We start from the raw sequence: 16,991 nt of genomic DNA on the forward strand, positions 1-16,991 counted from the left end.
CACGGTTCATCAAAATATGGAAAACAATTTTACTCATCGTTCGGTTCTGCTCAAATCCTAAACGCTTTTGTCCCGACCTCACTTTATCATTCGTATTTAACTTTATAATTAACCTTTATATTGTAACAAATTTCAACTTAAATTTCTTATTTTTGAAACAGATTATATATCCGAAGTTAATTGTAAGAAAATTTAAAATACTTATTGACATAACGAAATAGATATAGTAAATTAAATTTATCAAATTTTTAGACAATTCTAACTATTAGAATGATATAAACCATTCACGGAAGGAGTATAATAAAATGCCTTATCAATATACTGAACATCAACCGACAACTTCAAATATTATTATTTTATTATACTCTTTAGGACTCGAACGTTAGTATACATCTACTAAACGCTTTAAGTCCTATTTCTGTTTGAATGGGACTTGTAAACGTCCCAATAATATTGGGACGTTTTTTTACGTTTTAACTGTTGAATTTTAACTTTTATCACTACTAACTTATTTAAATTTGTTAAATCATCAAAATTACGGGGGAATTTACTATGCGAAGCGACATGATCAAAAAAGGAGATCACCAAGCACCAGCAAGAAGTCTTTTACATGCTACGGGCGCACTAAAAAGTCCAACTGATATGAACAAACCATTTGTAGCTATTTGTAACTCTTATATTGATATTGTTCCAGGACATGTTCATTTAAGAGAACTCGCAGACATAGCTAAAGAAGCAATTAGAGAAGCCGGTGCCATTCCATTTGAATTTAATACGATTGGTGTTGATGATGGAATAGCTATGGGACATATCGGAATGCGATATTCTCTACCATCACGCGAAATTATTGCTGATGCTGCTGAAACTGTAATCAATGCACATTGGTTTGATGGTGTTTTTTATATTCCTAATTGCGACAAGATTACACCAGGTATGATTTTAGCAGCCATGAGGACAAACGTACCTGCTATCTTTTGCTCTGGTGGTCCAATGAAAGCTGGTTTATCAGCACATGGTAAAGCACTCACACTTTCATCGATGTTTGAAGCGGTTGGTGCATTCAAAGAAGGGTCAATTTCTAAAGAAGAATTTCTAGACATGGAACAAAACGCCTGCCCTACTTGTGGTTCTTGTGCAGGAATGTTTACAGCTAATTCAATGAACTGTTTGATGGAAGTTTTAGGATTAGCCTTACCTTACAATGGTACAGCACTTGCAGTAAGTGATCAACGACGTGAAATGATACGTGAAGCTGCTTTTAAATTAGTTGAAAATATTAAAAATGATTTGAAACCTCGTGATATTGTAACACGTGAAGCTATAGATGATGCATTTGCTCTTGATATGGCTATGGGTGGTTCAACTAATACAGTATTGCACACATTAGCAATTGCAAACGAAGCTGGTATTGATTACGACTTAGATCGAATCAACGCGATTGCTAAACGCACACCATACTTATCAAAGATAGCGCCTAGCTCATCATACTCGATGCATGATGTACATGAAGCTGGTGGTGTCCCGGCAATTATTAATGAGCTGATGAAAAAAGATGGCACGTTACATCCAGATAGAATCACTGTCACTGGTAAAACATTACGTGAAAACAATGAAGGTAAAGAAATTAAGAACTTCGAAGTCATTCACTCACTTGATGCACCTTATGATGCTCAAGGTGGTCTATCTATTTTATTCGGAAATATTGCACCAAAAGGCGCAGTCATTAAAGTTGGTGGTGTTGATCCTTCAATTAAAACATTTACAGGTAAAGCGATTTGCTTCAATTCACATGATGAAGCGGTAGAAGCAATTGATAATCGTACTGTACGTGCTGGACATGTCGTTGTTATAAGATATGAAGGACCTAAAGGTGGTCCAGGTATGCCTGAAATGTTAGCACCTACTTCGTCAATCGTTGGTCGTGGATTAGGTAAAGATGTTGCTCTAATTACTGATGGTCGATTTTCAGGTGCAACTAGAGGTATTGCAGTTGGACATATTTCCCCTGAAGCTGCAGCTGGAGGGCCTATTGGTCTAATTAAAGACGGTGATGAGATTACTATTGATTTAACAAATCGAACATTGAATGTAAATCAATCTAATGATGTCTTAGAACAGCGAAGAGCATCTTTAGAACCATTTAAAGCAAAAGTAAAAACAGGTTATTTAGCTCGCTATACTGCACTCGTGACTAGTGCAAATACAGGTGGCGTCATGCAAGTGCCTGAGAATTTAATTTAACTATGGAGATGATTGAAATGTCTAAAACTCAACACGAAGTAAACCAAAATATTGACACTTTTAAAATGGCAGAATCAGTTGAACCTGAACAACTGAATGAAAAAACGTTAAAAGAAATGCGCTCAGGATCAGAATTATTAGTAGAAGCATTGCTTAAAGAAAACGTAGATTATTTATTTGGTTATCCGGGTGGTGCAGTATTACCGTTATACGACATATTTTATGATGGAAAAATCAAACATATTTTAGCTAGACATGAACAAGGTGCCGTTCATGCTGCAGAAGGATATGCGCGTGTATCTGGCAAAACTGGTGTCGTCGTTGTAACTAGTGGTCCGGGTGCTACGAATGTTATGACTGGTATTACAGATGCACATTGCGACTCTTTACCCCTTGTTGTATTTACAGGCCAAGTTGCTACACCAGGTATTGGTAAAGATGCGTTCCAAGAAGCAGATATATTATCGATGACTTCACCTATTACAAAACAAAACTATCAAGTTAAACATGTTGACGATATTCCTAGAATTGTTCATGAAGCATTTCACGTTGCTAATTCAGGACGTAAAGGCCCTGTTGTTATCGACTTCCCAAAAGATATGGGTGTATTAGCTACAAATGTTGATTTATGTGACGACATTAATATTCCGGGTTATGACGTTGTTACTGAACCTGAAAATAAAGACATAGACACTTTCATCTCACTTTTAAAAGAAGCAAAAAAACCTGTTATTTTAGCAGGAGCTGGAATTAATCAATCAAAATCTAATCATTTGTTAACAAAGTTCGTTAACAATCATCAAATTCCGACTGTCACAACTTTACTCGGTTTAGGTGCTGTACCTTATGAAGATTCACTATTTTTAGGTATGGGAGGAATGCATGGTTCATATGCAAGTAACATGGCATTAACAGAGTGTGACTTACTTATTAACTTAGGAAGCCGTTTCGATGACAGATTAGCAAGTAAACCTGATGAATTCGCACCAAATGCCAAAATTGTTCATGTTGATATTGATCCATCAGAAATTAATAAAGTTATCCAAGTTGATTTAGGTATTATTGCAGACTGTAAAAGATTTTTAGAGTGTTTAAATGACTATAATGTTCAAACCACTGAACATAGCGCTTGGGTTAAACATTGTCAAAATAATAAGCAGAAACATCCATTTAAACTTGGTGAAGATGATCAAGTATTTTGCAAACCGCAACAAACAATTGAATATATCGGTAAGCTGACAAATGGTGATGCCATAGTTACAACTGATGTAGGTCAACATCAAATGTGGGCAGCTCAATTTTATCCTTTTAAAGATCATGGTCAATGGGTAACTAGCGGTGGCTTAGGTACCATGGGCTTTGGTATCCCATCATCAATTGGTGCAAAATTAGCAAATCCAGATAAAACAGTCGTATGTTTTGTAGGCGATGGCGGATTCCAAATGACAAACCAAGAAATGGCACTTTTACCAGAATATGGTTTAGATGTCAAAATTGTATTAATTAATAACGGTACATTAGGTATGGTTAAACAATGGCAAGACAAGTTCTTTAACAAGCGCTTCTCTCATTCTGTATTTAATGGGCAACCTGATTTTATGAAAATGGCTGAAGCATATGGTGTCAAAGGCTTCTTAATTGATAAACCAAACAAACTTGAAGAACAATTAGATGCCGCATTTAATTATCAAGGACCAGCTTTAATTGAGGTACGTATTTCCCCTACTGAAGCTGTTAACCCTATGGTTCCAAGTGGTAAATCAAATCATGAGATGGAGGGCTTATAATGACAAGAATTATTAAATTACAAGTTGCAGACCAAGTGAGTACTCTAAATCGTATTACAAGTGCATTTGTTCGCTTACAATATAATATCGATACATTACATGTCACCCATTCAGAACAACCAGGTATTTCTAATATGGAAATTCAAGTGGATATTCAGGATGATATATCACTTCATATTTTATTGAAAAAGTTAAAACAACAAATCAATGTTTTAACCGTTGAATGTTATGACTTGGTAGATAATGAAGCTTAATTTTAAATCTAAATGGCAATGATGCGCTAATTAGTTAGAGATATAACATAAATTACTAATTAACATCTGCCAACATTATCACTTTATATTTCAGAATTTTCGAAAAACAAAACTTTTTATTTATTTGGAGGAATTTATTATGACAACAGTTTATTATGATCAAGATGTAAAAACAGATGCTTTACAAGGTAAAAAAATTGCAGTAGTTGGTTATGGTTCACAAGGCCACGCACATGCACAAAACTTAAAAGACAACGGGTATGATGTTGTCATCGGTATTCGCCCTGGACGTTCTTTTGATAAAGCTAAAGAAGATGGTTTCGATGTGTTCCCTGTTGCAGAAGCAGTTAAACAAGCTGATGTAATTATGGTTTTATTACCTGATGAAATTCAAGGCGATGTTTATAAAAATGAAATTAAACCAAACTTAGAAAAACATAATGCTTTAGCATTTGCACATGGTTTCAACATTCACTTTGGCGTTATCCAACCTCCTGCAGACGTTGATGTATTTTTAGTAGCACCTAAAGGACCTGGTCATTTAGTTAGACGTACATTTGTAGAAGGGTCAGCTGTACCATCATTATTCGGTGTTCAACAAGATGCTTCGGGCCAAGCACGTAATATTGCTTTAAGTTATGCAAAAGGTATTGGTGCAACTCGTGCTGGTGTAATCGAAACAACATTCAAAGAAGAAACTGAAACAGACTTATTCGGTGAGCAAGCAGTACTTTGCGGTGGTGTGTCTAAATTAATTCAAAGTGGATTCGAAACATTGGTAGAAGCTGGTTATCAACCAGAATTGGCTTACTTTGAAGTATTACATGAAATGAAATTAATCGTTGATTTAATGTATGAAGGCGGTATGGAAAATGTACGTTATTCAATTTCAAATACTGCTGAATTTGGTGACTATGTATCTGGTCCTCGTGTTATCACACCAGATGTTAAAGAAAATATGAAAGCTGTATTAACTGATATCCAAAATGGTAACTTCAGCAATCGTTTTATCGAAGACAATAAAAATGGATTTAAAGAGTTCTACAAATTACGTGAAGAACAACACGGTCATCAAATTGAAAAAGTTGGGCGTGAACTACGTGAAATGATGCCATTTATTAAATCTAAAAGCATCGAAAAATAAGATAGACCTACAATGAGGAGTTGTTAAATATGAGTAGTCATATTCAAATTTTTGATACGACACTAAGAGATGGTGAACAAACACCTGGAGTAAATTTTACTTTTGATGAACGTTTACGTATTGCATTGCAATTAGAAAAATGGGGTGTCGATGTTATTGAAGCCGGATTCCCCGCTTCAAGTACTGGTAGCTTTAAATCTGTTCAAGCTATAGCACAGACATTAACAACAACAGCTGTGTGTGGTTTGGCAAGATGTAAAAAATCTGACATCGATGCTGTATATGAAGCAACAAAAGATGCAGCAAAACCAGTTGTACATGTATTTATAGCTACTTCACCTATTCATCTGGAACATAAACTTAAAATGTCTCAAGCAGAAGTTTTAGCATCAATAAAAGAACATGTTACTTATGCGAAACAGTTATTTGAAGTAGTTCAATTTTCACCAGAAGATGCAACGCGTACTGAATTACCGTTCTTAGTAGAATGTGTTCAAACTGCTGTCGATGCAGGCGCTACTATTATTAATATCCCTGATACTGTCGGCTACAGTTACCACGATGAATATGCACATATTTTCAAAACCTTAACAGAATCTGTTACATCAACAAATGAAATTATCTATAGTGCACATTGTCATGATGATTTAGGTATGGCTGTTGCTAATAGTTTAGCAGCAATCGAAGGCGGTGCAAGACGTATTGAAGGTACAGTTAATGGTATTGGAGAACGCGCAGGTAATGCCGCTTTAGAAGAAGTAGCGCTTGCACTATACGTCAGAAATGATCACTATGGTGTTCAAACTGCTCTTAATCTCGAAGAAACTAAAAAGACATCGGATTTAATTTCAAGGTATTCAGGAATTCGAGTTCCTAGAAATAAAGCTGTTGTTGGTCAAAATGCATTTAGTCATGAATCAGGTATTCATCAAGATGGTGTATTAAAGCATCGTGAAACTTATGAAATTATGACGCCACAATTGGTTGGCGTAAGTACTACTGAATTGCCATTAGGTAAGTTGTCAGGTAAACATGCTTTCTCTGAAAAATTAAAAGCACTAGGTTACGACATCGATAAAGATGCACAAGTAGAGTTATTTAAACAATTTAAAGCTGTTGCAGATAAAAAGAAATCGGTATCTGATAGAGATATCCATGCAATTATTCAAGGTTCTGAACACGAACATCAAGCGCTATATAAATTAGAAACGTTGCAATTGCAATATGTATCTAGTGGGCTTCAAAGTGCAGTTGTGGTAATTAAAGATAAAGAAGGACATACGTATCAAGACTCAAGTATCGGAACTGGATCAATCGTTGCCATATACAATGCTGTTGATCGTATTTTCAAAAAAGAAACAGAATTAATTGATTATCGTATTAATTCTGTTACTGAAGGTACTGATGCCCAAGCAGAAGTGCATGTGAATCTATTGATTGAAGGTAAATCAGTCAATGGTTTCGGTATTGATCACGATATTTTACAAGCCTCTTGTAAAGCTTATGTTGAAGCACATGCCAAATTTGCAGCCGAAAATGTTGAAAAGGTAGGTAACTAATAATGACTTATAAAATTGTTGCACTACCTGGTGACGGTATCGGACCAGAAATTTTAAATGGTACTTTAGCGTTACTCGAAATTATTAGTACTAAATATAACTTTAACTATCAATTAGAGCGCCATGATTTTGGTGGTGCCTCTATTGATACTTTTGGTGAACCACTTACTGAAGTTACATTAAATGCTTGTAAAAAGGCAGATGCTATCTTACTAGGTGCTATTGGTGGACCAAAATGGACAGATCCTAATAATCGACCAGAACAAGGTTTATTAAAATTACGTAAATCCTTAAATTTATTTGCTAATATTCGCCCTACTACAGTAGTAAAAGGCGCTAGTGCCTTTTCACCTTTAAAAGAAGAACGTGTTGAAGGTACTGACCTAGTCATTGTGCGTGAATTAACAAGTGGTATTTATTTTGGGGAACCAAGATATTTTAATGATCAAGATGCACTTGATTCACTCACATATACAAGAGAAGAAATTGAACGTATCGTTCATGTAGCATTTAAATTAGCCGCTTCAAGACGTGGAAAATTAACCTCTGTTGATAAAGAAAACGTATTAGCTTCAAGTAAATTATGGCGAAAAGTCGTAAATGAAGTGAGTTTATTATACCCTGAAGTATCGGTAAATCACTTACTTGTTGATGCTTGTAGTATGCACTTAATCACAAACCCTAAACAATTTGACGTCATTGTTTGTGAAAACTTATTTGGAGATATTTTAAGTGATGAAGCATCAGTCATTCCCGGCTCTCTTGGCTTATCACCTTCTGCTAGTTTTAGTAATGATGGCCCAAGATTATATGAGCCTATTCATGGATCTGCTCCTGATATTGCTGGTCAAGATATTGCTAATCCATTTGGGATGATTCTCTCTTTAGCAATGTGTTTACGTGAAAGTTTAAATCAACCTGATGCTGCAGATGAATTAGAACAACTTATTTATAGCATGATTGAAAATGGCCAAACAACAGTAGATTTAGGCGGGCAACTTCATACTTCAGAAATTTTTACCAAGTTATCATCAAAATTGAATCATTAAGGGGGAGATGTAAATGGGTCAAACATTATTTGACAAGGTGTGGAATAAACATGTGTTATACGGTAAATTGGGCGAACCTCAACTATTATACATTGATTTACACCTTATACATGAAGTTACTTCTCCTCAAGCATTTGAAGGACTTAGACTTCAAAATAGAAAATTAAGACGCCCAGATTTAACATTTGCAACACTTGATCACAATGTTCCTACCATTGATATTTTTAATATTAAAGATGAAATTGCTAACAAGCAAATCACAACACTACAAAGAAATGCTACAGACTTTGGTGTGCATATTTTTGATATGGGCTCTGATGAACAAGGAATCGTGCATATGGTTGGTCCTGAAACAGGATTAACACAACCAGGTAAAACGATTGTTTGTGGTGATTCACATACAGCAACACATGGTGCATTTGGGGCAATTGCTTTCGGAATTGGGACAAGTGAAGTTGAACATGTCTTTGCAACACAGACACTTTGGCAAACAAAGCCCAAAAATTTAAAAATTGATATAAATGGCACCTTGCCTACTGGTGTCTATGCTAAAGACATTATTCTACATTTAATCAAAACATACGGTGTTGATTTTGGTACAGGCTATGCTTTGGAATTTACTGGAGAAACAATTAAAAATCTTTCAATGGATGGCAGAATGACCATATGTAATATGGCAATTGAAGGTGGCGCAAAATACGGCATTATTCAACCTGATGAAACAACATTTGAATATGTTAAAGGCCGCCCTTTTGCAGAAAATTTTACTAAATCAGTCGATAGTTGGAGAGAACTTTATTCTGATGACGATGCAATATTTGATCGTGTTATCGAACTTGATGTTACCACATTAGAACCACAAGTAACTTGGGGTACAAATCCTGAAATGGGTGTTAATTTCAGCGAGCCATTTCCAGAAATCAATGATATCAACGACCAACGTGCATATGATTATATGGGATTACAACCTGGTCAAAAAGCTGAAGACATCAACTTAGGATATGTCTTCCTTGGTTCATGTACAAATGCTAGACTTTCAGATTTAATTGAAGCTAGTCATATTGTTAAAGGTAATAAAGTACATCCAAATATTACAGCTATTGTCGTTCCAGGATCTCGTACTGTTAAAAAAGAAGCTGAAAAACTAGGTCTAGATACTATATTTAAAAATGCCGGATTTGAATGGCGCGAGCCAGGATGTTCAATGTGTTTAGGTATGAACCCAGACCAAGTACCTGATGGTGTACATTGCGCTTCTACAAGTAACAGAAACTTTGAAGGACGACAAGGTAAAGGGGCCAGAACTCATCTTGTATCCCCTGCTATGGCAGCGGCAGCAGCCATTCATGGTAAGTTTGTAGATGTAAGAAAGGTGGTTGTTTAACATGTCAGCAATCAAACCTATTACGACATATAAAGGAAAAATTGTTCCACTATTCAATGACAATATTGATACAGATCAAATTATTCCTAAAGTTCACTTAAAACGAATTTCAAAAAGTGGTTTCGGTCCATTCGCTTTTGATGAATGGCGTTATTTACCAGATGGTTCAGATAATCCAGATTTCAATCCTAACAAACCACAATATAAAGGGGCATCTATTTTAATTACAGGAGATAATTTTGGATGCGGTTCAAGTCGTGAACATGCTGCTTGGGCTCTTAAGGACTATGGTTTTCATATTATTATTGCAGGAAGTTTCAGTGACATATTTTATATGAATTGCACTAAAAATGCGATGTTGCCTATCGTTTTAGAAAAAAGTGCCCGTGAACATCTTGCACAATATGAGGAAATTGAAATAGATTTACCAAATCAAACTGTGTCATCGTCAGATAAAAGTTTCCATTTCGATATCGATGAAACATGGAAAAATAAATTAGTAAATGGATTAGATGACATTGCAATAACCCTACAATATGAAGCATTAATAGAAAAATATGAACAATCACTTTAAGGGAGTTGAATATTATGACAGTCAAAACTACAGTTTCCACGAAAGATATCGATGAAGCATTTTTAAGGCTAAAAGATATCGTCAAAGAAACGCCTTTACAATTAGACCATTACTTATCTCAAAAGTATGATTGTAAAGTTTATTTAAAACGAGAAGATTTACAGTGGGTACGTTCTTTTAAATTAAGGGGTGCTTACAATGCAATTTCTGTTTTATCGGAAGAAGCCAAAAGTAAAGGAATTACATGTGCGAGTGCAGGTAATCATGCACAAGGTATTGCCTATACCGCTAAAAAACTTAATTTAAAAGCAGTTATCTTTATGCCAGTCACTACACCATTACAAAAAGTAAATCAAGTAAAGTTCTTTGGAAACAGTAATGTTGAAGTTGTTCTAACAGGTGATACTTTTGATCATTGTTTAGCTGAAGCGTTAACATATACTAGCGAACATAATATGAACTTTATAGACCCTTTTAATAATGTATATACAATTTCTGGACAAGGTACGCTTGCTAAAGAAATGCTAGAACAAGCAAAGTCAGACAATGTCACTTTTGATTATTTATTCGCCGCGATTGGTGGTGGTGGATTAATTTCAGGTATTAGTACTTACTTTAAAACCTATTCACCTACTACGAAAATTATAGGTGTTGAACCTTCAGGTGCAAGTAGTATGTATGAATCTGTTGTCGTAAATAATCAGGTAGTCACATTGCCTAATATCGATAAATTTGTGGACGGTGCATCTGTAGCTAGAGTTGGTGATATTACATTTGAAATTGCAAAAGAAAATGTAGATGATTACGTTCAAGTAGATGAAGGTGCAGTTTGTTCTACGATTTTAGATATGTATTCAAAACAAGCAATTGTAGCAGAACCTGCTGGCGCATTAAGTGTGAGTGCTCTTGAAAACTACAAAGACCACATTAAGGGTAAAACCGTTGTTTGTGTCATTAGTGGTGGTAATAATGATATTAATCGTATGAAGGAAATTGAAGAACGTTCTTTATTATATGAAGAAATGAAACATTATTTTATTTTAAACTTCCCTCAACGCCCTGGTGCATTGAGAGAATTTGTAAATGATGTTTTAGGCCCACAAGACGATATTACAAAATTTGAATACTTAAAAAAATCTTCTCAAAATACAGGTACTGTCATTATAGGAATTCAGCTAAAAGATCACGATGATTTATTACAACTTAAACAACGAGTTAATCATTTCGATCCTTCCAATATTTATATCAATGAAAATAAAATGTTATACTCATTGTTAATTTAACAATATAGTAAGAAAAGCAGTCATAAATTGGTTCCTAATTGAAATCATCTTATGACTGCTTTTTATTATGCTTTACATTATTGAGGTTGCACGCTTTGTATACCATGTGTTTGCTTTTTACGATTCAAGACATAAAAAAAGAGACCTTACGGTCTCAATGCGGCTCATCGCATCCATTTCTTGCCTGGCAACGTTCTACTCTAGCGGAACGTAAGTCCAACTACCATCGACGCTAAGGAGCTTAACTTCTGTGTTCGGCATGGGAACAGGTGTGACCTCCTTGCTATAGTCACCAGACATATGAATGTAGATTATACATTCAAAACTAGATAGTAAGTAAAAGTGATTTTGCTTCGCAAAACATTTAATTTGATTAAGTCTTCGATCGATTAGTATTCGTCAGCTCCACATGTCACCATGCTTCCACCTCGAACCTATTAACCTCATCATCTTTGAGGGATCTTATAACCGAAGTTGGGAAATCTCATCTTGAGGGGGGCTTCATGCTTAGATGCTTTCAGCACTTATCCCGTCCACACATAGCTACCCAGCTATGCCGTTGGCACGACAACTGGTACACCAGAGGTATGTCCATCCCGGTCCTCTCGTACTAAGGACAGCTCCTCTCAAATTTCCTACGCCCACGACGGATAGGGACCGAACTGTCTCACGACGTTCTGAACCCAGCTCGCGTACCGCTTTAATGGGCGAACAGCCCAACCCTTGGGACCGACTACAGCCCCAGGATGCGATGAGCCGACATCGAGGTGCCAAACCTCCCCGTCGATGTGAACTCTTGGGGGAGATAAGCCTGTTATCCCCGGGGTAGCTTTTATCCGTTGAGCGATGGCCCTTCCATGCGGAACCACCGGATCACTAAGTCCGTCTTTCGACCCTGCTCGACTTGTAGGTCTCGCAGTCAAGCTCCCTTATGCCTTTACACTCTATGAATGATTTCCAACCATTCTGAGGGAACCTTTGAGCGCCTCCGTTACCTTTTAGGAGGCGACCGCCCCAGTCAAACTGCCCGCCTGACACTGTCTCCCACCACGATAAGTGGTGCGGGTTAGAAAGCCAACACAGCTAGGGTAGTATCCCACCAGCGCCTCCACGTAAGCTAGCGCTCACGTTTCAAAGGCTCCTACCTATCCTGTACAAGCTGTGCCGAATTTCAATATCAGGCTACAGTAAAGCTCCACGGGGTCTTTCCGTCCTGTCGCGGGTAACCTGCATCTTCACAGGTACTATGATTTCACCGAGTCTCTCGTTGAGACAGTGCCCAAATCGTTACGCCTTTCGTGCGGGTCGGAACTTACCCGACAAGGAATTTCGCTACCTTAGGACCGTTATAGTTACGGCCGCCGTTTACTGGGGCTTCGATTCGTAGCTTCGCAGAAGCTAACCACTCCTCTTAACCTTCCAGCACCGGGCAGGCGTCAGCCCCTATACATCACCTTACGGTTTAGCAGAGACCTGTGTTTTTGATAAACAGTCGCTTGGGCCTATTCACTGCGGCTCTTCTGGGCGTTAACCCTAAAGAGCACCCCTTCTCCCGAAGTTACGGGGTCATTTTGCCGAGTTCCTTAACGAGAGTTCGCTCGCTCACCTTAGAATTCTCATCTTGACTACCTGTGTCGGTTTGCGGTACGGGCACCTATTTTCTATCTAGAGGCTTTTCTCGGCAGTGTGAAATCAACGACTCGAAGACACAATGTCTTCTCCCCATCACAGCTTAGCCTTAATGAGTACCGGATTTGCCTAATACTCAGCCTTACTGCTTAGACGTGCAATCCAATCGCACGCTTCGCCTATCCTACTGCGTCCCCCCATCGATTAAAACGATTATAGGTGGTACAGGAATATCAACCTGTTATCCATCGCCTACGCCTGTCGGCCTCAGCTTAGGACCCGACTAACCCAGAGCGGACGAGCCTTCCTCTGGAAACCTTAGTCAATCGGTGGACGGGATTCTCACCCGTCTTTCGCTACTCACACCGGCATTCTCACTTCTAAGCGCTCCACATGTCCTTGCGATCATGCTTCAACGCCCTTAGAACGCTCTCCTACCATTGTCCAAAGGACAATCCACAGCTTCGGTAATATGTTTAGCCCCGGTACATTTTCGGCGCAGTGTCACTCGACTAGTGAGCTATTACGCACTCTTTAAATGATGGCTGCTTCTAAGCCAACATCCTAGTTGTCTGGGCAACGCCACATCCTTTTCCACTTAACATATATTTTGGGACCTTAGCTGGTGGTCTGGGCTGTTTCCCTTTCGAACACGGACCTTATCACCCATGTTCTGACTCCCAAGTTAAATTAATTGGCATTCGGAGTTTGTCTGAATTCGGTAACCCGAGAAGGGCCCCTCGTCCAAACAGTGCTCTACCTCCAATAATCATCACTTGAGGCTAGCCCTAAAGCTATTTCGGAGAGAACCAGCTATCTCCAGGTTCGATTGGAATTTCTCCGCTACCCTCAGTTCATCCGCTCACTTTTCAACGTAAGTCGGTTCGGTCCTCCATTCAGTGTTACCTGAACTTCAACCTGACCAAGGGTAGATCACCTGGTTTCGGGTCTACGACCAAATACTAAACGCCCTATTCAGACTCGCTTTCGCTACGGCTCCACATTTACTGCTTAACCTTGCATCAAATCGTAACTCGCCGGTTCATTCTACAAAAGGCACGCCATCACCCATTAACGGGCTCTGACTACTTGTAAGCACACGGTTTCAGGTTCTATTTCACTCCCCTTCCGGGGTGCTTTTCACCTTTCCCTCACGGTACTGGTTCACTATCGGTCACTAGAGAGTATTTAGCCTTAGGAGATGGTCCTCCCAGATTCCGACGGAATTTCACGTGCTCCGTCGTACTCAGGATCCACTCAAGAGAGACAATATTTTCGACTACAGGATTATTACCTTCTTTGATTCATCTTTCCAGATGATTCGTCTAATATCGTCCTTTGTAACTCCGTATAGAGTGTCCTACAACCCCAACAAGCAAGCTTGTTGGTTTGGGCTCTTCCCGTTTCGCTCGCCGCTACTAAGGGAATCGAATTTTCTTTCTCTTCCTCCGGGTACTAAGATGTTTCAGTTCTCCGGGTGTGCCTTCTGATATGCTATGTATTCACATATCGATAACATGACATAACTCATGCTGGGTTTCCCCATTCGGAAATCTCTGGATCAAAGCTTACTTACAGCTTCCCAAAGCATATCGTCGTTAGTAACGTCCTTCATCGGCTTCTAGTGCCAAGGCATCCACCGTGCGCCCTTAATAACTTAATCTATGTTTCCACCATTTTTATAAGTCAAACGCTAGCATAAAGCTAAGTTCTTATATAAAAAGATTTAAACGCGTTATTAATCTTGTGAGTGTTCTTTCGAACACTAGCGATTATTTCTTATGAATTCAAGCTTATTTAAAACTCTTTATTCACTCGGTTTTGCTTGGTAAAATCTATATTTTACTTACTTATCTAGTTTTCAATGTACAATTTCTTTTTAGTAAAGCGTTCGCATACTGCTTTGTTTTCATTAAATTAAATGCTCATTTACACAAAGTAAACTCCGCTTTAATTTATCTCAACGCATTGTCTGACAATCGCTTTCTTTAAAAGAAACTATTGTCTAGAACTTGCTTTAGCAATATCACTTTGCCAAAAAGTATTTGAATGTTGAATAAACATTCAAAACTGAATACAATATGTCACGTTATTCCGCATCTTCTGAAGAAGATGTTCCGAATATATCCTTAGAAAGGAGGTGATCCAGCCGCACCTTCCGATACGGCTACCTTGTTACGACTTCACCCCAATCATTTGTCCCACCTTCGACGGCTAGCTCCTAAAAGGTTACTCCACCGGCTTCGGGTGTTACAAACTCTCGTGGTGTGACGGGCGGTGTGTACAAGACCCGGGAACGTATTCACCGTAGCATGCTGATCTACGATTACTAGCGATTCCAGCTTCATGTAGTCGAGTTGCAGACTACAATCCGAACTGAGAACAACTTTATGGGATTTGCTTGACCTCGCGGTTTCGCTGCCCTTTGTATTGTCCATTGTAGCACGTGTGTAGCCCAAATCATAAGGGGCATGATGATTTGACGTCATCCCCACCTTCCTCCGGTTTGTCACCGGCAGTCAACTTAGAGTGCCCAACTTAATGATGGCAACTAAGCTTAAGGGTTGCGCTCGTTGCGGGACTTAACCCAACATCTCACGACACGAGCTGACGACAACCATGCACCACCTGTCACTTTGTCCCCCGAAGGGGAAGGCTCTATCTCTAGAGTTGTCAAAGGATGTCAAGATTTGGTAAGGTTCTTCGCGTTGCTTCGAATTAAACCACATGCTCCACCGCTTGTGCGGGTCCCCGTCAATTCCTTTGAGTTTCAACCTTGCGGTCGTACTCCCCAGGCGGAGTGCTTAATGCGTTAGCTGCAGCACTAAGGGGCGGAAACCCCCTAACACTTAGCACTCATCGTTTACGGCGTGGACTACCAGGGTATCTAATCCTGTTTGATCCCCACGCTTTCGCACATCAGCGTCAGTTACAGACCAGAAAGTCGCCTTCGCCACTGGTGTTCCTCCATATCTCTGCGCATTTCACCGCTACACATGGAATTCCACTTTCCTCTTCTGCACTCAAGTTTTCCAGTTTCCAATGACCCTCCACGGTTGAGCCGTGGGCTTTCACATCAGACTTAAAAAACCGCCTACGCGCGCTTTACGCCCAATAATTCCGGATAACGCTTGCCACCTACGTATTACCAGTTTGCTGGCACGTAGTTAGCCGTGGCTTTCTGATTAGGTACCGTCAAGATGTGCACAGTTACTTACACATATGTTCTTCCCTAATAACAGAGTTTTACGATCCGAAGACCTTCATCACTCACGCGGCGTTGCTCCGTCAGGCTTTCGCCCATTGCGGAAGATTCCCTACTGCTGCCTCCCGTAGGAGTCTGGACCGTGTCTCAGTTCCAGTGTGGCCGATCACCCTCTCAGGTCGGCTATGCATCGTTGCCTTGGTAAGCCGTTACCTTACCAACTAGCTAATGCAGCGCGGATCCATCTATAAGTGACAGCAAGACCGTCTTTCACTTTTGAACCATGCGGTTCAAAATATTATCCGGTATTAGCTCCGGTTTCCCGAAGTTATCCCAGTCTTATAGGTAGGTTATCCACGTGTTACTCACCCGTCCGCCGCTAACATCAGAGAAGCAAGCTTCTCGTCCGTTCGCTCGACTTGCATGTATTAGGCACGCCGCCAGCGTTCATCCTGAGCCAGGATCAAACTCTCCATAAAAATTATGATGTTTGATTAGCTCATAAATACTAAATAATGTTTGTAACTTATAGTTACGTTTTTGGAATTAACGTTGACATATTGTCATTCAGTTTTCAATGTTCATTAAATTCATCTATGGAGCGGGTGATGGGAATCGAACCCACAACATCAGCTTGGAAGGCTGAGGTTTTGCCATTAAACTACACCCGCTTATTTAATTAAGTAATTGTGATGCGGCCGAGAGGACTTGAACCTCCACGGGATTTCTCCCACTAGGCCCTCAACCTAGCGCGTCTGCCATTCCGCCACGACCGCGGATAAAGGCATTTAAAACATCTTTCGTTTTTTTAGAACGATATTTATTATATTATCTTTCGAAATATTTGTCAATAACTTTTAATCGTTTTTTTACATTAAATTA

At 39.0% G+C, this 16,991-nt stretch carries 10 protein-coding genes, 2 tRNA genes and 3 rRNA genes; 10 read left to right on the forward strand and 5 right to left on the reverse strand.

Annotated elements, in window-relative coordinates:
* Nucleotides 1-104: 104 nt before the first annotated feature.
* The 10 genes from ML436_10395 (at nt 105) to ilvA (ending at nt 11,275) form a co-directional block, all read left to right on the forward strand.
* Nucleotides 105-221: a hypothetical protein gene (locus ML436_10395; GenBank protein ID UMT79517.1), complete on the forward strand. Its 117-nt coding sequence runs from the start codon at nt 105-107 to the stop codon at nt 219-221.
* Nucleotides 222-552: 331 nt separating this feature from the next.
* Nucleotides 553-2,241, forward strand: a complete 1,689-nt coding sequence (gene ilvD / locus ML436_10400; protein ID UMT77548.1) for a dihydroxy-acid dehydratase — start codon at nt 553-555, stop codon at nt 2,239-2,241.
* A gap of 17 nt (nt 2,242-2,258) precedes the next feature.
* Nucleotides 2,259-4,028 carry a biosynthetic-type acetolactate synthase large subunit gene (gene ilvB, locus ML436_10405; protein UMT77549.1) on the forward strand — a complete coding sequence of 590 codons (1,770 nt, stop codon included), beginning with the start codon at nt 2,259-2,261 and terminating at the stop codon, nt 4,026-4,028.
* The gene (locus ML436_10410; protein UMT77550.1) at nt 4,028-4,282 is read left to right on the forward strand and encodes an ACT domain-containing protein; all 255 of its coding nucleotides are present in this window, start codon (nt 4,028-4,030) and stop codon (nt 4,280-4,282) included. The genes ilvB and ML436_10410 overlap by 1 nt, the downstream gene beginning before the upstream one ends.
* A gap of 139 nt (nt 4,283-4,421) precedes the next feature.
* Nucleotides 4,422-5,426 (forward strand): ketol-acid reductoisomerase, encoded by a 1,005-nt coding sequence (gene ilvC / locus ML436_10415; GenBank protein UMT77551.1) that lies wholly within the window; start codon nt 4,422-4,424, stop codon nt 5,424-5,426.
* 29 nt (nt 5,427-5,455) lie between these two features.
* On the forward strand, nt 5,456-6,985 hold the full coding sequence (locus tag ML436_10420; protein ID UMT77552.1) for a 2-isopropylmalate synthase: 1,530 nt from the start codon (nt 5,456-5,458) through the stop codon (nt 6,983-6,985).
* Nucleotides 6,986-6,987: 2 nt separating this feature from the next.
* Nucleotides 6,988-8,034 (forward strand): 3-isopropylmalate dehydrogenase, encoded by a 1,047-nt coding sequence (leuB, locus tag ML436_10425; protein ID UMT77553.1) that lies wholly within the window; start codon nt 6,988-6,990, stop codon nt 8,032-8,034.
* A 13-nt stretch (nt 8,035-8,047) separates the two neighbouring features.
* Nucleotides 8,048-9,418 (forward strand): 3-isopropylmalate dehydratase large subunit, encoded by a 1,371-nt coding sequence (leuC, locus tag ML436_10430; protein ID UMT77554.1) that lies wholly within the window; start codon nt 8,048-8,050, stop codon nt 9,416-9,418.
* Nucleotide 9,419: 1 nt separating this feature from the next.
* Nucleotides 9,420-9,992 carry a 3-isopropylmalate dehydratase small subunit gene (leuD, locus tag ML436_10435; GenBank protein UMT77555.1) on the forward strand — a complete coding sequence of 191 codons (573 nt, stop codon included), beginning with the start codon at nt 9,420-9,422 and terminating at the stop codon, nt 9,990-9,992.
* Between the two features lie 14 nt (nt 9,993-10,006).
* The gene (ilvA, locus tag ML436_10440; protein UMT77556.1) at nt 10,007-11,275 is read left to right on the forward strand and encodes a threonine ammonia-lyase IlvA; all 1,269 of its coding nucleotides are present in this window, start codon (nt 10,007-10,009) and stop codon (nt 11,273-11,275) included.
* Between the two features lie 182 nt (nt 11,276-11,457).
* Here ilvA and rrf read toward each other — a convergent pair.
* From rrf to ML436_10465, 5 genes are all read right to left on the reverse strand, one after another.
* A 5S ribosomal RNA gene (gene rrf / locus ML436_10445) occupies nt 11,458-11,572 on the reverse strand.
* 72 nt (nt 11,573-11,644) lie between these two features.
* Nucleotides 11,645-14,567, reverse strand: a 23S ribosomal RNA gene (locus ML436_10450).
* Nucleotides 14,568-15,037: 470 nt separating this feature from the next.
* Nucleotides 15,038-16,588 (reverse strand): 16S ribosomal RNA (locus tag ML436_10455).
* Together the 16S, 23S and 5S rRNA genes with 2 tRNA genes alongside form the textbook arrangement of a ribosomal RNA operon.
* 118 nt (nt 16,589-16,706) lie before the next feature.
* Nucleotides 16,707-16,780: transfer RNA gene (locus ML436_10460), tRNA-Gly, on the reverse strand.
* 22 nt (nt 16,781-16,802) lie between these two features.
* Nucleotides 16,803-16,885: transfer RNA gene (locus tag ML436_10465), tRNA-Leu, on the reverse strand.
* Between the last annotated feature and the right edge of the window lie 106 nt (nt 16,886-16,991).

This window comes from Staphylococcus roterodami, from assembly GCA_022493055.1.
GTDB classification, from domain to species: Bacteria; Bacillota; Bacilli; order Staphylococcales; family Staphylococcaceae; genus Staphylococcus; species Staphylococcus singaporensis.